The following is a 23,634-nucleotide window of genomic DNA, read 5'->3' as shown; positions in this document are numbered from 1 at the left end:
CGGGTGAAATCTGTCACGAAGATGACTTCCGTCCCCAACCCTCACTACAAGGCTCACACAATGCATTCTGTTCGTTCAGCCGCTGGCGGCATCAAGCGTATTGCTGCCATTGCCTGTCTGTCCCTGTCGCCGTTCCTGGCGCATGCCGCCGATGTGTACTCGCAGCCGTTTGCCGAGACCGCGGCCGGGGGCTATTTCTCGACGGCACCCGGACAATTCCTGCAGTACGACGACTTCGTCGTCAGCACCAATTCGACGGTGACGTCGGTGACCTGGTGGGGCGCCGACCTGGCGGAACTGATGCCCGGCTATACCGTCAATCCCACCTCGTTCACGGTCTCCATCTTCGCGGACAACGGCAACAACGCGCCGGGCACCGAGCTGTCGGTCACCACGATCGGCAACAGCGGGAACGCGACGGTGGTGGGCGACCTGCTGGGACTTTCCCTGTTCCAGTACAGCGGCTCACTGTCGACACCGTTCACGGCCGTCGCCGGCACGAAGTACTGGATCGGAATCACCGATCCCACCGACAACGACAACTGGTACTGGGCCACCGGCAGCGGCCCCAACGGCACGCACTTCGCTCTCATCGGGGGCAATGCCATGACGGTGGACGACGACATGGCGTTCACGCTGGGAGGCGTCGCCGCCGCGGTTCCCGAACCCTCGAGCGCCGCGCTGATCCTGCTGGGTGGCCTTGGCTTGTTCGGCATTCGCAAGCGTCAGCGGCAGCACAGCTGAACGGGTACCGGAGCGGCGGGCGGGTCGATGGACTCGCTTGCCGAGATGCGTTCGTCGGGGTAGGTCCTGGAACGTTCAGAATCCTGCGCACGCTGAGCGTCCGTGTGGCGGATCGCCCCTATCCACTGCGCGACACACCTCTCTGGCCGACATGGCCATCGCGCCGTTCATACGGCAGTTCGCGGCCTTCAAGCCTGGCTGGTTCGGGAAGGCTCCGTTCGAACCGCTGCAAGCGTGGCTGAACCGCATCGTGTCGTCCGAGTTGTCTGATGCGGTGATGACGAAGCTCGACCCCTGGCCGTCGGGCGATGTCGAAACGGTCTTTTGAACGGAGCGGCGCCCCGGGTGCGAGCTTTACCGGGTGGCTGCACCAGCTCCAGTGCGGTGATCGCATCCATCTGCGTCGGCAACAGGTGCAGGTAGCCCAATCCTTGTCGCAACTATTCGATCAGCGTTAGCCGAGAGGTGAAAAGACCCCAAACTTACCCGTGACAGCCGCGGCGGGAGGGATGCAGAAGTAACGAATAATCCGCGCCAAACAATTTGCGATGGGAGCGACGCATGTTGGGCTGGATCAGCAGTTTGCTCGGCGGTCAATCGGCTGTCGTACCGGACGATATCCCCAGGGCGTGGGTCGAGCAGTTGCAGGCGCGGGTCGCGCCGCTCGGCGCTGAACTGTCGCGAGACACTCTCTCGTTCGTGCTGCACGGTGAGCCTCCGGGCGTGCTGGCCAGGCTTGCGTCCGAAGCGGGTACGGATGCCAAGCTGGGGCTGACGGGCTTCGCGGACGACAAGACAGCGGCCAAGCTCTACGAACATTTCGATCAGGTACCTGCGACCTTGGCGCTGCGTTGGGCTCAGGTGCTGGAGTCTGCCTCAAGTCAGGGGCCTGGCAGTTGCAGGATGACCTTCGAGCGGGGCGTGCATTGGCCCGAGCTTCTGCTGGTGCACAGCTCTGGCTGGGGCCTGAATACCTGGGGCAGTCGAGCAAAACCGGCGCAAGGCTTGACGGCGCAGCGTCTGGAATCGATGTGCGTTGCTGATGGCTTGTCTCCAGCCGCATGGTTGCTGGGTGGATTCCAGTTGCCAAGCGGACGCAACTTCTTCGGCGAGCAGCGTCCTCTGATGCTGACCGATTTGCCCGGATACCCGGATGCGCTGTTGCGGCATGCCACGGCACTCGCATCGCAGCTTCTGCCCGCTACTCTCAACGGAAGGCTTCACGCGCTCAAGATGATCGCTTCGGCTCCGACTGCCGCGCTGGACTATTGGGCACCGCAGATCGCCGAACTGGCCTCAAGCAATAGCAAGCAGGTGCGCGCGGCCGTTGAGCCGCTGCTGGCACGCGCCGGAGTACCGGTGATCGACGAACTGCGGCGAACCGCTCTGCATGGCAAACCGGATGCACGCTTGCAGGCCCTGCGCGCGCTGTTCAATCTCGCTAGAACACGTGACGACCAACCGCTCGAGTCGTTTTTGCGCGAGTCCGCTGGGGTAGACAAGGCACCGGCCGTGCAGGCCTTGTTGGTCGAGTGGGACAGCCAGATATCGACGCCGGCCAAAGTCAGCTACGACTACGAAGTGCCTGTCATCGACTGGCGTGCCGAGAGCAACGCCGTTGCGCCTGATGTCCAGGCGAAGCTTTGGTCCGAGGCGAATATCGCCATCGAGAAATCCAACACTCAATCGAGAGAGCATCATGCCAAAGGCAAGGCTCTAGGACGCAACTGGCCTTTGCGGCTCGATGAGTGCTTCAAGGATGCCGACGCACAGGCGTTGGCTCGCGTGCTGGCGGTTGATGTACCCGAGCCGAACGCCGGCAAGCTCTCGCCAGCCAACCACAACGCGAGACGCTTTCTTGGGCCGGCCTTACTCAAGTTGGTTGAGGGTGGCCATTTCACCCCCGTAGCGCTCGTCAAGACCATGTGGGTGCTGGGCTTCATCGACGGGGAGAGCCGCCACGTCGATCATTTCCTGGCCTCGTGTGTGAACAAGCTGCACGTCGCCACGGGCCGACCCAGCCTGTTGGAGCTCGCGGAAATTCTGCGGAGCTATGACTACTCTCCGGAGCGCATTCTGCACAGTTATTGCTCGCGCTGGGGCAGCCCGCTCGCGTCGGGCTGGCCGGATAGCGATGTCTGGCCTTTTGTCGCCCAGCATCAGGATCTCGTGGCGCGCATGCTTCGTGACGTGAGCACCAATGACTGGTGGTTCTCTCGAGCCGGACTATTCCAGGCCATCGCCACCCTGCCGGCACCTCTGCCGGAACTGGTGAACCTGCTTTTTGAGCTGGCGCTGGGGTCGGCCAAGGTTGATCGTGCGCTGGCCCAGGAGGCACTGAAGAATCAGCCGGACAAGGAGTCGCGCATCATCGCTGCGCTGGAGAGTGGCAAGGCCGAGGTGCGCATGGTGGCGGCGCAGTGGCTCGCGCGGCTGCGCCATGAGCCTGCCGTCGCGGCGCTCGAGCGTGCTGTGCGCAAGGAGAAGCAGGATGTCGCCAAAGGCGCGATGCTCGATGCCCTGCAGTTGCTGGGGCAGCCCGTCGAGATCTATCTTGATCGGGAGTCGCTGGCCCGCGACGCAGCCAAACTGCTCGCCAAGGGCTTGCCCAAGGATCTCGACTGGTTCCCCTGGGCGGCTTTGCCTGCTGTGCATTGGGTCGATACCGGTGCTGCCGTGACACCCGAGGTGTTGCAATGGCTGATCACCCAGGCTTGCAAGCAGAAGAGCCCCGAGCCCAACGCTGTGTTGCGCAAGCTCTGCAGTCTGATAGTGCCGCGCGAGCGCGAAGCGCTTGGGCAGTTCGTGCTCGAGACCTGGATGGCCGAAGACGTCCGCTCGGGTTCGCCCGACGAAGCCGCCAAGCAGGCCCTCAGCTCGGCGCAGTCGCAGTGGAACAGCGTCCAGGCCTACCAGCAGTACTATCAGGGCAGTCCGATGCTGCAGATGAGCGTGGAGCAGATCGCGGCGCAGATGCTGCCCGGACTGCTGCGCCAGCCGATCGGCTCGGCCATCGGCAGCAAGGGTCTGCTCGCGGTGGCTGCAGCCTGTTGTGCCGAGCGCGCCGCCCCGCCGGCGCAGCGGTATCTCAAGGAGTGGTACGGCACGCGTGCCTCGCAGGGCAAGGCGTTGATCGCGATGCTGGCGTGGATCGAGCATCCAAGCGCTACGCAGCTGATGCTGTCCATCGGCAGCCGCTTCCGCACCAAGAGCTTTCAGGAAGAAGCTTCCCGACAGGCCGAGGCCCTGGCCGAACGCAAGGGCTGGAGCCTGGCCGAACTGGCCGACCGCACCATCCCTTCGGCCGGCTTCGACGAGACAGGGACGCAGACGCTGAGCTACGGCTCGCGGCAGTTCACGGCGCAGTTGCTGCCTGACTTCAAGATCGAACTCTTCAATCCCGAGGGCCGCAAGATCGCCGCGCTGCCCGACTCGCGCCAGGACGACGACGAGGCGCAGGCCAAGGACGCCAAGAAGGCGCTGAGTGCGGCTCGCAAGGAACTCAAGAGCATCGTCGAGTTGCAGGCCGATCGGCTGTATGAGGCGCTGTGCACGGCGCGCGATTGGCCGGTGGCCGATTGGAGCGATTACCTGCTGAGGCATCCGGTGCTGCGCCATCTCGTGCAGCGATTGGTGTGGATACAGACGCTCGAAGACGGCAGCACCCGGAGCTTCCGGCCGTTGGATGACGGTAGCCTCACCGACGTGAACGATGATCCCGTCGAGCTTGCCAGCGGTGCACGCGTGCGGCTCGCTCACGATTCGCTGCTCGAGGCGGAAGCGGCCGGCACCTGGCAGCAGCATCTCGTCGACTACGCCGTCAAGCCGCTGTTCCAGCAGTTTGGCAAGGGCCGCTACGTGCTGCCCGCCGACAGGGTCAATGCCACCGAAGTGACGGACTTCCAGGGCCATCTGCTCGAAGCCTTCGCGCTGCGCGGCCGTGCAGCCAAGCTCGGCTACACGCGTGGCAACACCGAAGACGGTGGCTGGTTCTACACCTACGAGAAGCGCTTCACCACGCTGGGGCTGATGGCCGTCATCGAGTTCACCGGCAACGGCCTGCCCGAGGAAAACCGCACGATAGCGCTGCGCCACCTGTCCTTCTCGCCCACCGGCGCGGGCGATCGCTGGTCGAGGTCGAGCCAGCCGCTGAGCAAGGTGCCACAGGTGCTGCTGTCCGAGTGCTATGACGATTTGCGCTTGATGGCCGCCGACGGCTCGGGGTTCGACCCCGAATGGGAGAAGAAGAGTGAGTACTGAGGAAGAAGCCATCCTGCGCGCACCCGCAGAACAGGTGCACGCAGAGGAACTGACGCGTCTGGCCGAGAAGGACGACGCGCCACGCCCGCCCGGCTGGCAGCTCTCGCCGCGAGCCGTGCGGCGCTTCGTGCTGGGCGACGACAAGCTCGGCATCGCGCGCAAGTTCTACGGTGACGACGCCCTCATCGATCGCTGCATCGTCACGCTGATGAGCGATCGTGGCCTGCTGCTCGTCGGCGAGCCGGGCACGGCCAAGTCCATGCTCTCCGAGCTGCTGTCCGCTGCAATCTCCGGCCGTTCCACCTGCAGCATCCAGGGCACTGCGGGCACGACGGAAGACCAGATCAAGTATGGCTGGAACTACGCGCTGCTGCTGGCCGAAGGCCCGACGCCGCGCGCACTCGTACGCGGTCCGATGCTGCAGGCGCTGCACGCCGGCTGGCTGTGCCGCTTCGAGGAGATCACGCGCGTGCAGCCCGAGATCCAGGACTGCCTCATCAGCCTGCTGTCGGACAAGCTGCTGCAGATCCCTGAACTCAAGGGCCCCGAGGCCGCCGTCTTCGCCGGGCGCGGCTTCAACGTGCTGGCCACGGCCAATATCCGCGACCGCGGCGTGCACGAGATGTCCAGCGCACTCAAGCGCCGCTTCAACTTCGAGACCGTGCGCCCGATCGCCGATCGCAAGCTCGAGACCCAGCTCATCCGCGAACGCACGGAGGCGCTGCTCCGGCATGCGCAGATCGAGGTCGAGTTCCGCCCCGACGTCGTCGAGCTGCTCGTCACGACCTTCCACGACCTGCGCCAGGGCGTCACCGCCGAAGGCGTGGTCGTCGAGAAGCCGACGGCCGTGATGTCTTCGGCCGAGGCCGTTTCGGTGGGCTACGCAGCCTGCCTGGATGCCCACTATTTTGGCGATGGCAGCGTGGGCGGCGAGCACGTCGCACGGCAACTGATCGGCACCGTGCTCAAGGACAACCCGGACGACGGCAAGAAGCTGCGGCACTACTTCGACGTCGTCGTGAAGCAGCGAGCGCAGAAGCTGGTCGGCGCCTCGCAGTGGAAACGCGTGTTCGATGCCCGACGCGAGCTGGATCGCTGACGCACCGGGTGTCGACGCTTTGCGCGCGCTGGGCGCGCGGCTGCAGACACCCGAGCTGATCGTCTTCCCCGTGCGGCACCACAGCCCGGCCTGTGCCTGGCAACTGCGGCGCCTGCTCGAGCGCACGCCGGTCAGCGCCGTGCTGGTCGAAGGGCCGCGCAGCTTCACGCGGCTCATCCCGCAGCTCACGCATGGCCAGGCGCGCATGCCTTTGGCCATCTACGGCTATTGCGTGTTCAAGGGATCTGGCGAAACACCGGCACGCCGCCTGGCCGCTTATTACCCCTTCTGCGACCACTCGCCCGAACTTGTCGCACTGCGGCATGCGGCGGCTCGCGAGGTGCCGGCGCGCTTCATCGACCTGGATCCCGCCGAGCAGTTCGCACTCGACCTGGAAGAGCAGGGCGATGAACTCGCCCGCTCGCTGCTGGACGAGCGTCACCTGCAACGCAGCCGCTACCTTGCTCACCTCGCGCAGCGCCTGGGCTGCCGCAACCACGAGGAGCTGTGGGAACACCTGTTCGAGGCGCCGGCCGTCACGCGCAGCGTGGAGGAACACATCGCCGACATGGCCGCGTACTGCCAGCTCTCGCGCATTGAGCATGGAGACGACGAACTGCGCGCAGACGGCACTCTGGCACGCGAAGCCGAGATGGCCGCCGCCATCGCCGAGGCGCTCGCGCAGCGCGAGCCCGGCGCCGGGCCTGTGCTGGCCGTGGTCGGCGGCTTCCATGCGGTGGTGCTGCCGGAACTCGTTGCCGCCGGCACGAAGCGCCCGGCCCTGAAGACTCCCGCCGTCGAGGATCAATCTGCCGCGCTCATCCGCTACAGCCAGGAGCGCCTGGACCGGCTCAACGGCTACTCGTCCGGCATGACATCGCCGGCCTGGCACCAGGGATTGTGGGAGCGCATGCTCAAGCGCGGCAAGGCCGGGGTGGACGTGGGCGCCAAGCTGCGCCGCGAGCAGACGCTGGCCGTGCTCTTCGATGTGGCTGCCGAGCTGCGAGACAAGCACCGCATGCCACTGCCCATGCCGACACTGGGCGCAGCCTATGAGCAGGCGCTGCGCCTGGCGGCGCTGCGCGGACGCGATGCGCCGCTGCGCGAGGATCTGCTGGACGCCGTGACCAGTTGCTTCGTCAAGGGCGAACTCGATGCCGAAGGCGCGCTGGTGCTCGGCGTGATGCGCCGTCAGCTTGGCGGCCAAGCCATCGGCCAAGTGCCGCCGGGCACCGATCGTCCGCCGCTGCTGCGCGATTTCGAGGCGCGCGCACGTCGCCAGCGGCTGAAGATCGACGACCCGCAACCGCGCCGCCTCGTGCTCGACCTCTACCGCCGCCAGGACCACCGCCTCACGAGCCGCTTGCTGCTGGGCGTGTCGCTGCTCGGCGTGCCGCTGGCCGTGCGCGTCTCCGGGCCGGACTTCGTCAATGGCATGGGGTTGGCGCGCCTGCAGGAGCACTGGGAGTACAGCTATTCCGCGATGACGGAGGCGGCGCTGGTCGAGGCTTCCGTCTACGGCACGACCTTGCCGCTGGCCGTGACCAACCGCTTCGAGGTGCGGCTGCAGCGACTCACCGACGGCGAGGATCCGCGCAACGCCGGCGCCGCGGCGGCGCTGCTCGTGCAGGCCTGCGTGCTGGGCCTGCACGACCATCTGCGGGCCGTGATGGGTACGCTGCTGCAGGTCGTGGGCGAGGAGGCGAGCTTCGAATCCGTCGCCAAGGCCTGCAGCGTCCTGGGCCTGCTGTGGGAATCGTGCGAGCCGCTGGAGGCGCGGCAACTGAGCGAACTGCCGGCTTTGCTGGCCGCCTGCTTCCAGCGCGCGATGTTCCTGGGCCGCGACCTGCGCGGCGCCGAAGGTGACGGCAGCGGGCTGATCGAGGGTCTGTCGCGCCTGCGCGAGCTGCTGATCAGCGGCGCCGGGCGGGGGCTCGATGCCGGCCTGTTCTGGCAATTGCTTGAATACCTGCAGGCGCAGCACGACCTCAGTCTCATCCGCGGCGCCGCTGCGGGCCTGCGCCATTGCTCGGGCCAGCTCGACGCTGCGGAGCTCGAGGTGTTGCTCGGCGGTCATCTGCAAGGCGGCGTGTCACCCGGCGAGGCAGTGGCCTTCTTGCGCGGACTGTTGAGCACGGCGCGCGAGACCGCCTGGCAGCAGCCGCGCCTGATGGAGGCGCTGGACGGACGGCTGCGCGAATGGGACGAAGCTGCCTTCGTCTCCGTTTTGCCCGAGCTGCGCCTGGCCTTTGCCGAGATGACGCCCAAGGAGACCGATCGCATCGCGCAGGCGGTGGCCGGCCTGCATGGGCGGGACGGTCCCGGCCCGCTGGTCCGGCATGACATCGACGCTGCATCCGTCCAGCTCAATCTGGGGCACTCCGCACAGCTGCTCGAGCGGCTGCGCAGCGACGGCCTCGGCGCGTGGCTGCAATCATGAGCACGCTCGAACGCTGGCGCCTCGTGCTCGGCCGCTACGCCGAGCAGCAGCTGAGTCCGCAAGGCCTGAATGGGCAGAGCGGCAGGCGCGACCGCGCGCTCGATCACCTCTATGGCCGCGAGTACAAGGGCCGCGGCCTGCGCGGCGACGGCGAACTTGCGGGCGGCTCGCTCGAGGCCTCGCAACCCGATCTCGTCACCTGGCTCGGCGAAGTCCGCGAGCTGTTTCCGCGCGAAACGGCCGAGATCATCGAGAAGCACGCGCTGGACCGCTACGGTCTGACCGAACTGGTCACGGATCCGCAGACGCTGGAGCGGCTGGAGCCCAACCAGCAATTGCTGCGCACGCTGCTCACCCTGCGCGGTCACCTGCACGGCGAGGTGCTGCACCTGGCCAAGCGCATCATCCGCCAGGTGGTGGAGGAGCTACGCCGCAAGCTTGAGGCCGAGGTACGGCAAGCCTTGTCGGGTCGACTCAACCGCAACCGCCATTCGCCGATGACCATGGCGCAGAACTTCGATGCAGCGGGCACGCTGCGCGCCAACCTCAAGCACTACGACCGAGAGCGCCAGCGCCTCGTCGTCGAGAACCTCAAGTTCTTCGAGCGCAACAGCCGCCGCCTGCCATGGCACATCATCCTGTGCGTGGACCAGAGCGGCAGCATGGTGGACTCCGTCATCCACAGCGCCGTCATGGCCGGCATCTTTGCGGCGCTGCCCGCCTTCCGCGTCAAGCTGGTACTGTTCGACACCAGCGTCGTCGACCTCAGCGAGCATGCCGACGATCCTGTCGAGGTGCTGATGCAGGCCCAGCTCGGCGGCGGCACCGACATCGGCAAGGCCGTGCGTTACTGCAGCCAGCTCGTCGAGGTGCCGCATCGTACGGTACTCGTGCTCGTGACCGACTTCTGCGAAGGCGCCATGCCGGGCGAACTTGTGCGTGCCATTCGCCAGCTTGCCGAGGCGCGCGTGCGCATGCTGGGCCTGGCCTCACTGGACGGCAACGCCCATCCCGTCTACGACCGCCAGATGGCCGAACGCCTGGCCGCCTGCGGCATGGAGATCGCCGCGCTGACGCCGCAGAGGCTGGCGCAGTGGCTGGTGAAGGTGATCTCGTGAGCAGTCTGCGCACGCAGTTGCAGGAGCAACTCGCCCGCTTCGACGACGACGGACTTGCCGCGCTGGCCAACCGCGGCCTGTTGCGCCGTGCGCAGAAGGACCTGGAGCGAGTGACGGTCGAGATCATGGAGGAGGGCGCCGACCACCTGGTCGTCGCGGTCGGCCCGCAACGAGTTCGCTTCGATGCACGCGGTCCAGCGCAGGCGCGCTGCGACTGCCCGGCCAACGATGTTTGCCAGCACATCCTTGCGGCGATCATCGGCCTGCAGCGCCTGGGCGGAGCTCCGCCGCCCGCGGCTTCGGATGCGGCACAGAGTGCGGCAGACGACCCGCTCGCCACCCTGCGCGAAAGCCTGCTTGCCGTGTCGATGGCCGAGCTGGTCAAGCACGCTGGCAAGCCGGGCTACCGCTGGGCCTGGCAGTACGTGCAGGACCTCGATGACACCCAGGCCTTGCAGATCGGTGGCGAAAGACACCTCGTACTGCAGCTGCAACGGCCGCGTCTGACGCTGCGCTACATGGGCGGTGCACTGGCCAACCTGATCGTGGATACGGAGATTGCCCAGGTCGAGAAATATCGCGTCGCCGCGGTACTGGCGTTTCAGCGTGCACACGGCCGTGAGCCGGCACCGCTCGAACCCGCCGAGGCTCCGCGCGCGCAGGCGCTGGATCTCGGGGTCGATCATCAGCTGGCGGCTCCGAGCGGGGCCGCCCTGGATGATTCGCGCCGGCGCCTGCGAGAGGCGGTACGGCAACTGCTTGCCGACGCCGTCGGCCTGGGGCTGGCACACTTGTCCGAAGGCATGCACGAGCGCTTCACGACCTTGGCCGTGTGGGCTCAGGGGGCTGAGTTCCATCGCCTCGCGCTGCTGTTGCGCCGCATTGCTGACCACATCGAGCTCCTGCTGCAACGCGCGGGCGGTGCCGATGAGCACCGGCTGTTCGACGAACTCAGCCTGGCTCAGGCGCTGGTCGACGCGCTCGGAGTCGCGGCGGTGCGCGGGCTGGCGCCGGTGCATCTGGTCGGTCGCGCGCGCACGCGCTACGAAGAAACCGGCACGCTGGAATTACTGGGCCTCGGGGCTCGCGCCTGGCGTTCGGCCAGCGGTTACGTCGGCCTGACGATGATGTTCTGGTCACCCCGCGAAGGCTTCATGTCCTGCACCGATGCGAGGCCCGAGTCGCTGCGCGGCTTCGATGCCATCGCGCGCTACAAGGCCGCCGGTCCCTGGAGCGGCCTGGGCGCGCCGCATCAGGCCACCGGCCGCCGATTGGCGCTGGTGGGTGCCCAACTCAACGAGGCGATGCGGCTCTCGGCGCGCGACAGCACGGCCGCAATCGTGTTGCAAGCCGATCGGGCTGATCGGGCTGATGGCGCCGCGTGGTCGGCCGAGCAGCTCAAGCCCTGGACGCGCTGGGCCGAGTTGACCCAGGCCCGTAGCGCCGGTCGCAGCCTGCTCGCACGGCCTGCACCGATGCAGGACTGGGTGTTCCTGCAGCCTGGCCGATTCGGCCCCAGCCAGTTCGACGAAACGCGGCAAACGCTGCTGTGGCCGCTGTGCGATGCCGACGGCCAGATTCTCATGGCCGAGCTGGCCTTCGATCGCTATACCGAACATGCGATGGAGCGCATCGAGGCGCTGCCGGCGGGCCCCAATAGCGACGCACTTATCCTTGTGGCTCAACTGCGCAACCACGGCACCCGCCTGGTCGCCGACCCCTTGAGCCTGATTTGCAGCGGCGCTGCCATGCCGGTCGACGCGCTTTACTTCGATGGCGAGCCAACTGGAGAAGGGCTGTTGGCTCGCTGGCGAAAGGCCTGGTCCGCGCGAGCTGCGGTCGCGCCCGCGCCGTCGATGGTCACCGCGCCACCGGCGGCGCTTGCCGAGGCGAGGCGCAGCCTACAGCGTTTTGCGGAGCGCGGCCTTCCGGTCGATGCGCCGCAAGCATGGAAGTCAGAGCAGGAACACTTGCTCGAGCAGACCCGCGTCGCGGGTCTCACGGCCTTTGCCGCCATCGGCACATCAGTGCGGGAGGAAGAGCGGCTGCTGCGGATGAACTACATCTGTATGGAATACGAGGCGCTTACAGGTCATGCAGCCGAGTCGCTGGAATGAGATTCCGTTCAACAGCCCGCTGTAGCAATCTCAGCGTCTCACGAGGTAGTAATTCACCCCTGCGGTGTCGCTGCGATTGGCGCTGCCTGTCTGCACGAACATCACGTGGCGCCCTGTGGAACTGTGGAAGACCTTGATCCCGTAGCTAGGCACACCATTGATGTACGGCAGGGCCATGTAGTCCTGAGCATAGAAGCCGTAGCGCATGTCATAGCGCGCATAGGTCGTCGGCAGCAGGGCAGCGTTCTGGTTCCAGATCAGCGCGAGGCTTTCCTGCATGGCGAGCGAATGGCTGAAGCTGATGATCTCGGTGTAGCTGACGGACGCGACTCCGTCTACCCTGCCCACGTCGGCGAGGGTTTGGCTGTCGTACACCCAGCCGAAGCCGGTCATCAGGAAAGACTGGTCTTCGGCCAGAAACACTTCGTTGTTGAAAGTGATTGCCGGCCGGGCGTCACTGCGGCTCAAGCCCTGGTTCGTCGCGGTGTCAAAGTTGAAGGTGACCAGATTGGCCGGGGGCGTGTAGTCTTGATCACGTAAGAAGATTTTGCCGTACCGATCGGCCAGTACTGGATAGCCGACGAATTCTGCCCCGTCGAATTGGGTCTGCTGCGGGATGAAGTTGCCCGTATGCCCGTCGGCCACCAGCACGATGTGGTGCGTGTAGGGAACGTCCTCTTCGGCAAATAGCCACAGTACGCCACCGTTGGTCACCACGCCGGACTCAAGATAGTCCGTCGAGACTACCGTTCCGAGAATCGTCGCAGTGCTCACGTCGATCAGGCTCGCAGCCTGGCCTCGAACGGCGACTGCCAGCTTGCCATCAGGGCTGAGGTTGAGGACGTTTGGCGCGGACGGCAAGGCTACGGTGCTGACGGCCCCCGTCGCAGGATCCACGATGGCCACACCAGGCGCGGAGGTCAGCATCACAAAGCGATCGAGGCTGCGGCTGTAGCGCGCCATGGCGGGCAGGGTCAGGTTGTTGAGCGCGATCGCGGGCGGCAGGACCGTGACCGCCACCGGCGCAACGCTGGTGCGCCTACCGTCGCTGACGGCGACAGACAGCACGTAAGAACCTGCGACGTCACCGCTGAAGCTCGTGCTGGCGCTTCCCGCCGCAGCAGGCAAAGCGGCGCTGCCTGTCGGCGCGGAGGTAACGCTCCATTGATAGCTCAAAGCGTCGCCGTCGTCGTCAAAGCTCAATGCCGCAGACAGCGGCACGGTGGAGCCGATCACACCCGTCACGGCCTTGGTGTCAAGGACAACGGCGGGTGCATGGCCGCCGACCTGTAGTGTGATTTGCCGCTCGCCGTAGGCCCCAGAAGGATCGGTCACGCGCAAGGTGAACACATAGCTGCCTTCCTGATCGGGCACGAATGTGGGCGAAACGGCGGTCGCGGAGGACAGCTGCGCGTTGCTGGAACTCGGGCGGCTGTTGATCGACCACGCATAGGTCAAGGAGTCACCGTCCGGATCTGTGCTGGTATCCCCGCGCAAGGTCACTTGCGTGCCCAGCGGCAGCAGGAAAGAGGGCACATTGGCCCCCGCGCTGGGAGCGGTGCCGGCCACGATGTTGGCCACGGGGCGGCGGTTGGCCACATGCACGGTGGTCGTGTAGGTGGATAGTTTCCCAGTCGTGCTGGTGGCAGTGAGCGTGACGACGTAGTCGCCCAGAAGATCGGGACTGAAGTTTGCGGTCGGCCCGGTCGCGCTGTTCAGCGCTGCCGAGCTGCCAGCCGGCTTGGCGCTCAACTGCCAGCCATAGCTGAGCGCAGATGAGCCGTTGCTTGTGGCCGCCGCGTTCATGAGCACGTCGTAGCCCGCAACGGCTGAGATCGCTCCTGCGGTGAGATCTGTCGCCGAGGCAATGATGATCGGCTTGGGCGCCTCGTTGCTGACCCAGAAGGTGTAGTTCGTCTCGAAGCCGATGCCCGAGGCATCGGTGCCGGAAGCCTTGGCCATGTAGGTGCCCAGTACGTCCGGACTGAAGCGCGCTGTCTTGTCTCCGAGGGTCAGGGCAGCGTTGCTGCCTGCAGGCCGTTGCGTCAGGGTGAACGAGACAGCGCTCGCGGCCCCTTCCGTCGTGGTACCGCCACTGGCGTCCAGGACGATGTTGGTGCCCAGACTGATCTGCTGTCCCGGGGGGATGCTGCTGCCGACACGCTGTACGGCGACGACGACGTTTGCACTGAGCGCCGTGTTGTCCACCATCACGTTGAAATTCTGCGTGCTTGATGCGCCGCGTGGATCCGACACCTTCAAGGCATAGGTGTAGGCGCCCAGTGCGTTGGGCTGCCATTCAAGCGCTGCTCCAGTACCAGACGCTGGCGCGTTGCCGCCAGTGGGTTGACTGATCAAGGTCCACTGGTAGCTCAGTGTGTCGTGATCGTCGTCAGTGCTGTTGCTGCCGTCGAGTCGCACGGTGCCGTTCAGGCTCGCATGGATCTGCCCGCCCTGCAGGCTCACATTGCCGGCGGCGAGGGCGCGAACATGCAGGCCAGCGTCTGCAACCTGGGTAGCGCTCGGTGAGCTACCTGAACTACCGCCACCGCAGGAGGTCAACAGGGCGAGGGACACCAACGACGCAAGGCCACGAATCGCTTTCCACATGGGCTGCTCCAGAAATCAGGGCGTGACGAGGAAATAGCTCACGCCGGACGTGGCCGACTTGCTGGCGCTACCGGTCTGCACCAAGGCCACGGGGACACCCACTGCGCTGTGGAAGACTTGAATGCCATAGCTCTGCGCACCGTTCACCAGCGGTAGCGGGACGTCGGCCGCGGGTATGAATGCGGCGCCGGTAAAACGTTCGTACGAAGCGGGCCAGTCGGTTGCGCCGGGGCTCTGCGCAATCACGAATGTCTCGCGGGCCGGCCCCCAATAGCTCAGACTTTGCACTTGCAGGTGTTGACTGTTGGTATCGAACAGCGAGGCGATCGGGCTCTGACTTGCTGTGTCGTACACGAGCCCTGAGGCAGCAAAGACCAGGGTTTCGTCCTCGCTCATGACCAGGGGTACTTGCCCCTGTACCTGTATCTGCAACTGTCCGTAGGACTGAAACTTGCCCGTGACGGGGTCCACCGTGTAGTACCAACCGAACGAGTCCTGGCCGAGAATCGCGTTGAATCGGTCTGCGTAGATGGTGTCGATGCTGCTGCTCGAATGCACCGGACCGCTGAGGGTGCTGTCGAGGTGCAAGCCCGTGCGTCCGTCGAAGGACTCGTAGTACACAGTACTCGGGGCGGAGCAGCAGGTCAGCATCCAGACTACGCCTGTGTTGGCCACGTCGATGGTTTCTGGATTCAGGGTGGAACTCGCCGTCTTGAGCAGCGTCGCGGTGTCGATGTCCAGGAGGCTGTATCCATCGCTGTGCATCACGGCGGCCAAGCGTCCATCGGGACTGAGCTTGAGACGCCACGTGGGCTTGGGCAGCAACACCGTTCGGACCACGCCGTTGAAGGGGTCGACGATGCGCAAGCTCGGCACCGGCGAGTTCGAGATCATCACTGCCTTGTCGAGACCCCGGCTGTACCGCGATTCCTTGGGCACGAAGTTGAGCGCAACCGGGCCACTGAAGGCCGCAACGGCCTTGATGGCGACATAGCCGATCTGCGATTCCAACCCGTCGTCCACGCGCACGGCCACGACGTAAGTGCCAGCCGTGTCGGGCGTAAAGCTGACCGCGCTGCTGCTGGAACTCAGCGCTGCAGTACTGGCCACGGGCTTCGCGTCCACGCTCCACTGGAAGTGCAATGTTCCCCCGGTCGCCGAGCTGCTCAATGCGGCTGACAGTGCTGCGCTGTTGCCGAGCTTGACGGTGATGCTGCTGCGGTCCACCACCGTGATCAGGCTTCGGTTGACGACGTTGATGTGGATGTCTTGCTCCGAGTACGCACCGGAGCTGTTGGTGACACGAAGCCGATAGACCCAGGTGCCGGCTATGGCCGGTGTCTCCGTCAACTTCGCGTTGACGCCCCGCAGGTAGCCCCAGGTGTTGTTTGGGTCGGAGACCAGGATCCAGTTGTAGGTCAAGGGCCCCGAAGCAGCATCACTGCTGCCCGATCCATCAAGCGTGAGCGTTGTGCCCATCGGGACGGTCAATGTCCGCGCGTTCGTCAGCCCACTCGAAGCCGTGGTCGCCACGATATTGGCCAGCGGCAAGATGCTGTTCACATGGACGGTCGTGACGTAGGTGCTGGCCGCACCGAGCATGTCCTTCGCGGTAAGCGTGACGACGTAGTCGCCCAGCACGTCGGGCGTGAAACCAGAGGCAGCGCCGCTGCTTCCGTTCAGGGTGGTCGCACTACCCGACGGGCGACTCGTCATCTGCCAGGTGAAGCTCACAGGAAGCCAAGTGCTGTCGATCGCGGAGCCGTTCAGCAAGACGTCGGTGCCCAGCGATGCCTTCACATCGGTGCCACCCCCATCATGCAGATCGGCGATGGAGGTGACGATCACCGGACGAGGCGCCTGGTCGCTCGCAACATAGACATAGGTCGACTCGAAGCTGTCGCCCATCGCGTCTGTGCCGGTCACCTTGACGCGGTACTCGCCTGCTGCGTCGGCCAAGAAGCTCGTCGTGGCATTGCTGGTCGTGTTGAGCGATGCGGAACTCGTGATGGGGTACTGCACCAGCGCGTAGGTCACGGTCAGCGCATGCCCATCCGGCGTCTGGCTGCCAGACGCGTCCAATGCCACCACAGCTCCTATTGGCACGGTACGTGTTGGCGCTGTGTACGGCGTTGCCGTGAACTGCGCCGTGACGACCGCAGCAGGAGCACGGTTGTTCACCACGACGCTGAGGCTCTGAGAGTTGCTGGCGCCCTGCAGATCCGTCACGGTCAGGCTGAAAACATAGGTCCCAAGTTGGTTGGGTTGCCATTCGAGCTTGACACCAGTGAGCGACGCGGGCGCATTTCCACCCATGGGCTGACTTGTCAGTGTCCATTGATAGCTCAGCGCGTCGTTGTCGGCGTCGGTGCTGGCGCCGGCATCCAGCCGGACGGTACCGCCCAAGGTCGCACCGATCTGCCCTCCCTCCATGGCCACATCACCGGCGGCCTGCGCGATTGCTTGGGGGGCATGGTTGATGGCTTTCGGCCCTTCATCTCCTGAACCGCTACCGCCGCCACCACCACCACAAGCGGACAAGAAGCCAATGGCGATCGCCACCAGCGCGCCGCGAACTCGCAACAACATGACCTACTCCCCTATGGCTTTGCGTGGAGAGTTCGCCAGCCATGCTTGTTCTCAGATATTCACCCACTCGGCAACGCGGCCCGCAATTCAGACAGCCTCGCGAAAGGTCGTCAATGTAAAGGGATTTGTTTTTTTAAGAACGGGTGGAAATACCAGACCAGAGTGACTGTAGGTAGTCGTTCTAGGGGGCGATGTTCTGCAAGCAATCGAGAGTGACTTGCGCTGTGAGACGTGTTTCCAGCGCGGATCTCACCGCCGCCGCTCAGCCGTCTTCTTCCTGCCTGCCCGCACCGGCTTCTCTGCATCACCCGGAGCCTGCAACTGCTCCAATGCCGTGATCGCATCCATCTGCGTCAGCAGCCTGTGTAGATAGTCCGGCGCCAGCGCCTGGATCTGCTGGAGCGCGCGGGTCGCCAGTGCCTGGCCGTTGAGCGGGCCCAGGTGCCCGGCGACCGGCGCGTGGAGGTCGGCAAGGCTTCTTGCGACGCGGAGCTGGCGCCAGGTGTGGTGGTGGATTCGAACCTGGCGCAGTTCCTGGCCGGCATCGGCTTGAAGCAGGGCGAGCAGATCGGCCAGCGGATGGGTGGGGGCAGGGGCTTGCGGCTTCCGGGTCGGCAGCGGCGCTCTCGATGCGCGCTGGCGCAGTGTGGCGATCAGCTTGTCGCGCAGGGCGCCGGGAGGCTGGGCTGCCGCGCGCAGGGCGAGCGTGTGCAGGATGCGCCGGCGCACCGGGTCGGCGGGCTGTGTGGCCGCCCAGGCAATAGGATCGTCGATGCCGTCGCTCACGGTGCAGATGCCGCAGCGGCGCGGCGGGGCCGTGGTGTCGGCGCGATTTCCACGCGTCGATTGAGGGCCCGGCCTGCCGCTGTGTCGTTGGAGGCGACGGGCTGCTGCGATCCGAACGCGGCGGAGAACACCGAGTCGGGTGGAAGGCCGTCCGCCAGCAAGGCGCGCGTCACGTTCAGCGCGCGTCTGGCGGAGAGGTCCCAGTTGTCGGCGAACTGCATGCCGGCCACGACGCCTCGGTCGTCGGTGAAGCCGCTGACCATCAGGATCTCGTCGCGTTGAGCGAGGTAGGTGCGAAGCGGTGTCGCCAATGCGCTGAGCAGGGTTCGACCTTCGGCGAGCAACTGGTCCGATCCCGTCGCGAAGAGCACCGCGCTGTTGATGCCGATGCGACCTTCCACCAGCGTGATGCGGCCATCGGCGAGCGGGCCGGCCAAGGCGCGCTCCAGCGCTTCCCGCCGGTTCTGCTCGGCGATGCGCTGCCGCACTTCGGCCTGCAATTGGTTGGCGAGATCCAGCTGCCCGACCAGGGCCGCGGCAAGCACCAGGACGAAGGCGCCCAGCACGCCGGCCATCAGGTCACCGAAGGCCGCCCATGCGGGGGCGCCGGTGCCTTCCTGCTCGATCTCCAGTTGATCATCCATGGGCCGCGGCGCCCTGCAATGCATCCAGCACCTGCTTCTGCGAACCCAGGCACAGGTCGATGACCTCGCGCGCCTGGGCCACGTAGTAGCCCAGCTGGTCGTCGCTGCGCGTCATCGCGGCGGAGAGGCGTTCCTCCAGCACGGACAGGTGCTGTACGAGCTGCGCATTGGCGCCCTGGAACTGCTCCACCGCCACGCCGAAGCCTTCGCCCACGCTGGCGACGTCGGCCGCGCCGGCGGCCAGATTCGTGGCGGCTTCGGAGAGGGCGGTGGCCGATCGGTCGACGAGCGAATCAATCGCGGAGCGCTGCTCGCCCGCGGCTTGCTGCAGCGAGGCCAGCAAGGTCGACACGGTCGTCATCAGCTCGGCCCGCTCCTGCAGCGCTGCGCGATCCTGGGCCTGGCTTTGGGCAAGCTGCTCCCGCAGTGCAGCGACCACCTCGACTGCAGCGCGCGGCGCTTCGCCAGCCGCTTGCAGCAGCGCGCCGGCTTCGGAGAGGGTGCGCTGCGAGTAGGACTCGGCCTGGGCCACCAGGCTGCGCGTGTTCGCCAGCAGGCCGTCGGCCAGCACCTGCTGCTGCTCCAGCTGCGCGGTGCCGGCCGATGCCAGCTCGGCGCGCCATGCCGCAAGCCGCTCCGCGTCATGGCTTCCGTGGTCGGCCTGCAGTTTCGCGAAGGCATCGGCCAGGGCGGCGACGGCGGCCTGGGTCTGCTCGGCGCCCAGGCGGGTGATCTCGGTCAAGGCAGCCTGCACCTGGGTGCCGCTGTCGCGCAGCAGCTGCTGGGCTTGCTCGCGTTGCGTGCGCGCGGCATCCGCATCGACGCTCAGCTCGGCGCGACGCTGGGCGTCACGCTCGGCCAGCGCGCTGAGGTGGCTCGCCTGGCCATCGGAGACACGGTCCAGCAGGGCCTGCGTCTGCGTTGCGAACTGCTGGGCGGTCTGCGCAAGGATCTCTCGTGCCGATGCCTGGTGCTCGGCGAGCGCGTCGATGTGGGTCTTGAGCAGTGCCAGTCGTGCTTGATCCGCATCGGCCTGCGCGGCCTGGTGGCGGGTAGCCGTGGCGTCCAGCGCGCCGAGCAGCGCTTGCGAATCGGCGGCCCAGCGCTGCGCCTGGAGTTCGATGGCGCGATGCGATGCCGTGCCGGCATCTGCCAGCAGTTGCAGCGCGACTTCCCGCTGCTGGCTCAGCGCCGCAGCCTGCGCCTGGGCCGCAGCCTCATGCTGATGAGCGATGCGCTGGGCTCCGTCCTCGAAGCGGCTGCCGAGTGTGGCCAGCTGATCGGACACCAGGGTGCCCACGCGCTGATGCAGCGATGCGGCCTCGCGAGCGATGCCGGCCATCGCTGCTTCCGCCGCCGGTTTGATCGCCGCACCGGCTTCACGGGCCGCTTCGGTCAGGCTGGTGCGCAAGGTCGTGTCCACGCTGCTGGCCAGTGCGGCGTAGGCCTTGCTCGTCTCGCTGTGGAAGAGGCTGTTCTGCGCGGACAACTGGCCCGCGATGCGTTCGGTGAACTGCTGCAACTGGGCCATCAGCTCCAGTTGCCTCGTGTTCTCGCGCTCGATCGCGGCGGTACTCAGGGCCTGCTGCTCGATCTCAAGCCGATGCGCGGAGGTCAGCGGGCGCAGCCGGCCCCGCAGCGCGGCATCCAGCAGCGCGCCGGCGGCCGCGCGTTCCCTGCGGGCGAGGGCCACCATCAGCCCCAGCATGGCCGAGCCCGCGACACCCGCTACGCTGGCGCTGAACGCCAGGCCCAGGCCCTGGATCGGGGCACCCAGCGCGGAGCGCAGGGCGGCCAGGTCCGCGGATGCCCCCAGTGCGCTGGCCGTGCTGCTCAAGGTGATGACCAGGCCGATGAAGGTGCCGAGCATGCCCAGCAGCACCAGCAGACCGGCGATCGCCGGCGCCAGGGCCAGCCCCGGAAGGGCGACGCGCAGGCCGTCCAGGCGCATCTGCACCGCGCCGCGCAAGGCGGCCGGCACGGAGAGCATCCAGTCGTCGGGCTGCTCGCGCTCCGCGGCGGCGGCCAGGGCACGGCTGTCCCGCCGGAAGGCCGCGAGCTCCCACGCCGCGATGGCGAAGAAGACGGCGATCAGCACCGTCATGACCAGGGCGACGGGATGATTCCTCGATGCGGCCATGCCGGCGCCGGCGATGCCCGCCAGGCCGGCAGCCATGGCGATCGGGTAGAGGGCGTTGAGAGCTCGGTTCATGCGGTGCTGCTGGTGCTGCTGGTGTTCAAGGCCTCGATGAGGCCCAGCACGGGTTGAAGGCTTCGATCCAGCTCGGCCCGCAGCAATCGCTGCAGGTCCGACCGGAGGCGCGGGCGCCAGCGGAGAGGGGCGGTGGCGTGGTGCTTGTGCGCCCGGATCTCCAGCAGCGCGGAGAGCCCGGCCAGCGTGCGGCGATCGGGCGATCCCAGTGCGCGCTCGATGTACTCGTCCCACTGCGCCAGCCGTGCGAGTGGCTCCGAGGCGTTCGCCAGACTGGCGCGCAGGCGCGCCCGGAAGGCGGAGATGCGGCCGGTGATCGCGCGCTGCTGCTGCGCGAAATGCTGCAGATAGGGGGCCAGCAGCTCCGCGAGCGGTGCGCCATCGGGCGCGGGCTCGGATTCGGAGGCCGGCTCCTTCAGTTCGAAGCCGGAGGCCAACTGGGCCTGGACCTGTTCCAATTCGGCGCTGGCCCAACGCAGTGCCTCGATCCGGGCGGCTTCGGAGGCCGCGCGGCCCGGAGGCGTGGTCAGGACCTGGGAGATCGCGATCGCATCCGCCCAGCCGAACCACGAGCCCAGCCGTGCGGCAGCAGATGCTGGGGGAACGGAGGCCAAGCCCCATTCCCGTATCAATCGGGATAGTGACTCGGGCGGGGAGGGCTGTACCGGCTGGGAAATGAATTGCATGCCGGGAAGCCGACGCCTGCGCTTTTGCTGCTGAAACGTGGCATTTTAGTGAAGGTCCCCGGCATCACCCATCACCCGTCCCCTGATCGCGCCCGGAACCGGCCGGGCAATGCAGCCTTATTGCTTCGCTGGCGCCGCCGACTGGGCGGTGAGCACGACCGGGCGGGTCGACAGCGCGCTCGCCGCGATTTCGGACTTGCCCTCTTTCAGCGCCGCGCTGTCGGACACGATGCTGAGCGCCTCGTTCAGCAGAACGTCGTTGGCGGACTCCCGGGTCTTCTCCAGGGCCAGATCCTTGCTGAGCTTGCGTTCGTTGAACTGCAGGCCATCGTCGGTCAGCGCTTCGCTCGAACCCGTTCCGTCCGCGGCCCGCAAGGCCGCCTGGCGCGCCTCCGAAGCTGCACGCTCCTTGCGTCGCACCGCCTCGTTGAGCGAAATCACGTTGTTCTTGCGCTGGTCTTTCGCCTTTGCAATGTCTTCCAGCAGACTCTGGTACTCGTGGTCCTTCTGGATGCGGCCTTCATGCCAGGCCAGCAGGCGGGGCAGTTGTGCCTTCACGTCGCCCACGGGCGCGTAATCGGCCGCCTTGATGCGGGTCCAGGGCAGGGGGTTGTCGAAGCTCGACTCGCCGAATTGCGTGTCGTCGCCGGTCGGCGGAGTGCTGATGTCCGGCGTCACGCCACGCAGTTGCGTCGTTCCGCCGTTCACCCGGAAGAACTGTGCGATGGTCATCTTCAGCTCGCCATACTCCGGCGTGTCGTTCTTCGCGAGCTGGTCGAGGCTGGCCACGGTCTGGACCGTGCCCTTGCCGAAGCTGGGCTCGCCGATGATCAGGCCGCGGCCGTAATCCTGGATCGCCGCCGCGAAGATCTCCGACGCCGAAGCCGAGGCCCGGTTGATCATCACGCCCATCGGGCCGTCCCAGGCCACACCGATCTCGGCGTTCTTCTCCACGCTGATGTCGCCCTTGGCGTTGCGCGTCTGCACCACCGGCACCTTGCCGACGAACAGGCCCGTCAGCCCGACCGCTTCCCGCAGCGAGCCGCCACCGTTGTTGCGCAGGTCCATCAGCACGCCATCGACCTTCTGCGCCTTCATGTCCGCCAGCAGCTTGGCCACGTCGCGCCCGGCGCTGCGGTAGTCCTTGTCGCCCTTGCGCAACCCGTCGATGTCCTCGTAGAACGAGGGCAGGGTGATCACGCCGATCAGGCGCTTGCCCTCACCCGTCATCACCGAATAGACCTTGGCCTTGGCCGCGCCGTCCTGGACCTTGATGGTGTTGCGGACCAGGCTGACGGTCTTGTTCGACGCATCGGGCCCGCTGTCGGCCGGCAGGATGTCCAGCCGTACCGTGGAGTTCACCGTGCCGCGGATCAGCGCGACCGTGTCGTCCAGCCGCTGGCCGACCACATCGTTCATGGGGCCGTCCGCGCCTTGCGCGACGCCGACGATGCGGTCTCCGACCTTCAATTGCCCCGACTGGCTCGCCGGCCCACCGGCCACCAGTTCCCGGATGGTCACGTAGCCATCGATCTCGGTCAGAACGGCGCCGATGCCCACAAGCGACAGTCGCATCGCGATGTCGAAATTCTCCGCGGCGCGCGGGCCCAGATAGTTGGTATGGGGCTCGATCGCCATCGTGTAGGCATTCATGAACGCCTGGAAGGCCTCGGCGCTCGTGATCTTGCTGATTCGCTTGGCGGTGCTGTCGTAGCGCTTGTCGAGGATCTTCGCGATGGTCGCGTCATCCTGGCCCGCGAGCTTGAGCCGTAGCCAGTCGTTCTTCACACGCTTGCGCCACAGGTCGAGCGACTCCGCCTCCGTTGCGGGCCAGGGCTGGTCCTTGCGGTCGATCATCAGCGTTTCGTCGCTGTCGAAATCGAAACCCTTCTGCAGCAGGCTGCGCGCATAGGCCATGCGCTCGACCGCCCGGCGTTCGTACAGGTTGAAGATCTCGAACGGCGCGCGCAGGTCTTCGTTGAGGATCGCGTCGTCCAGCCGCGTGCGGTCCGCGGCCACGTGGTCGATGTCGGCCTGCAGGAAGTACAGCTTCTCGGGGTCGAGCGCCTTCAGGTACTGGTCGAACATCTGGCTCGACAAGGCATCGTCGAGCGGGACGGCCTTGTAGTGGAAGCGCGAAAGCACTTCCGCCGCCAAGTGGGCCGCCTTGGCCTCCTGCGCCACCGGCTTCAACACCGGCGGGTAAGCAAGCTCCGAATCCGCCGTGGCGACCTGCGTCGTGACCGCCAGGGTCAGCAGGAATCCAATCAGTTTTTGCTTCAATCTCACTCCACCACGGTTGAACCGGAAATCTCAGGGCGAAGGATAC

14 protein-coding genes are annotated in these 23,634 nt (G+C 66.3%); 7 read left to right on the top strand and 7 right to left on the bottom strand.

Going from position 1 to position 23,634, the window contains the following annotated elements; translation table 11 throughout:
• Positions 1 to 60: 60 nt before the first annotated feature.
• The 7 genes from SNE35_RS14685 (at position 61) to SNE35_RS14655 (ending at position 11,778) form a co-directional block, all read left to right on the top strand.
• On the top strand, positions 61 to 744 hold the full coding sequence (locus tag SNE35_RS14685; protein WP_320423659.1) for a DUF7901 domain-containing protein: 684 nt from the start codon (positions 61 to 63) through the stop codon (positions 742 to 744).
• A 151-nt stretch (positions 745 to 895) separates the two neighbouring features.
• Positions 896 to 1,072, top strand: coding sequence for a glutathione S-transferase family protein (locus SNE35_RS14680; protein ID WP_320423658.1), 177 nt, complete (start codon positions 896 to 898; stop codon positions 1,070 to 1,072).
• 233 nt (positions 1,073 to 1,305) lie between these two features.
• On the top strand, positions 1,306 to 5,004 hold the full coding sequence (locus SNE35_RS14675; RefSeq protein WP_320423657.1) for a DUF4132 domain-containing protein: 3,699 nt from the start codon (positions 1,306 to 1,308) through the stop codon (positions 5,002 to 5,004).
• Entirely contained in the window at positions 4,994 to 6,103 is a 1,110-nt protein-coding gene (locus tag SNE35_RS14670; RefSeq protein ID WP_320423656.1) for an ATP-binding protein, read from the top strand. The genes SNE35_RS14675 and SNE35_RS14670 overlap by 11 nt, the downstream gene beginning before the upstream one ends.
• A complete protein-coding gene (locus SNE35_RS14665; RefSeq protein ID WP_320423655.1) occupies positions 6,078 to 8,543 on the top strand; it encodes a DUF5682 family protein in 2,466 nt (821 codons plus the stop codon). Before SNE35_RS14670 ends, SNE35_RS14665 begins: the two co-directional genes overlap by 26 nt.
• A complete protein-coding gene (locus SNE35_RS14660) occupies positions 8,540 to 9,661 on the top strand; it encodes a VWA domain-containing protein (protein WP_320423654.1) in 1,122 nt (373 codons plus the stop codon). The genes SNE35_RS14665 and SNE35_RS14660 overlap by 4 nt, the downstream gene beginning before the upstream one ends.
• Entirely contained in the window at positions 9,658 to 11,778 is a 2,121-nt protein-coding gene (locus SNE35_RS14655; RefSeq protein WP_320423653.1) for an SWIM zinc finger family protein, read from the top strand. The genes SNE35_RS14660 and SNE35_RS14655 overlap by 4 nt, the downstream gene beginning before the upstream one ends.
• A gap of 30 nt (positions 11,779 to 11,808) precedes the next feature.
• Here SNE35_RS14655 and SNE35_RS14650 read toward each other — a convergent pair whose 3' ends face one another.
• The 7 genes from SNE35_RS14650 to SNE35_RS14620 all read right to left on the bottom strand — a co-directional run bounded on the left by SNE35_RS14650 (position 11,809) and on the right by SNE35_RS14620 (position 23,594).
• Positions 11,809 to 14,388, bottom strand: a complete 2,580-nt coding sequence (locus SNE35_RS14650; RefSeq protein WP_320423652.1) for a PKD domain-containing protein — start codon at positions 14,386 to 14,388, stop codon at positions 11,809 to 11,811.
• A 15-nt stretch (positions 14,389 to 14,403) separates the two neighbouring features.
• Positions 14,404 to 16,977: a PKD domain-containing protein gene (locus SNE35_RS14645; RefSeq protein WP_320423651.1), complete on the bottom strand. Its 2,574-nt coding sequence runs from the start codon at positions 16,975 to 16,977 to the stop codon at positions 14,404 to 14,406.
• 249 nt (positions 16,978 to 17,226) lie between these two features.
• The gene (locus SNE35_RS14640) at positions 17,227 to 17,763 is read right to left on the bottom strand and encodes a DUF2894 domain-containing protein (RefSeq protein ID WP_320423650.1); all 537 of its coding nucleotides are present in this window, start codon (positions 17,761 to 17,763) and stop codon (positions 17,227 to 17,229) included.
• Positions 17,760 to 18,407 (bottom strand): OmpA family protein, encoded by a 648-nt coding sequence (locus SNE35_RS14635; protein ID WP_320423649.1) that lies wholly within the window; start codon positions 18,405 to 18,407, stop codon positions 17,760 to 17,762. The genes SNE35_RS14640 and SNE35_RS14635 overlap by 4 nt, the downstream gene beginning before the upstream one ends.
• Positions 18,400 to 20,619: a hypothetical protein gene (locus SNE35_RS14630; protein ID WP_320423648.1), complete on the bottom strand. Its 2,220-nt coding sequence runs from the start codon at positions 20,617 to 20,619 to the stop codon at positions 18,400 to 18,402. The genes SNE35_RS14635 and SNE35_RS14630 overlap by 8 nt, the downstream gene beginning before the upstream one ends.
• Entirely contained in the window at positions 20,616 to 21,233 is a 618-nt protein-coding gene (locus SNE35_RS14625) for a DUF3348 family protein (RefSeq protein ID WP_320423647.1), read from the bottom strand. Before SNE35_RS14625 ends, SNE35_RS14630 begins: the two co-directional genes overlap by 4 nt.
• A 189-nt stretch (positions 21,234 to 21,422) precedes the next feature.
• Entirely contained in the window at positions 21,423 to 23,594 is a 2,172-nt protein-coding gene (locus tag SNE35_RS14620) for a carboxy terminal-processing peptidase (RefSeq protein WP_320423646.1), read from the bottom strand.
• Positions 23,595 to 23,634 lie beyond the last annotated feature (40 nt).

Source organism: Roseateles agri (assembly GCF_034043675.1).
Classification (GTDB): domain Bacteria; phylum Pseudomonadota; class Gammaproteobacteria; order Burkholderiales; family Burkholderiaceae_C; genus KK5.
This window is presented reverse-complemented; position numbering and strand designations above follow the sequence as displayed.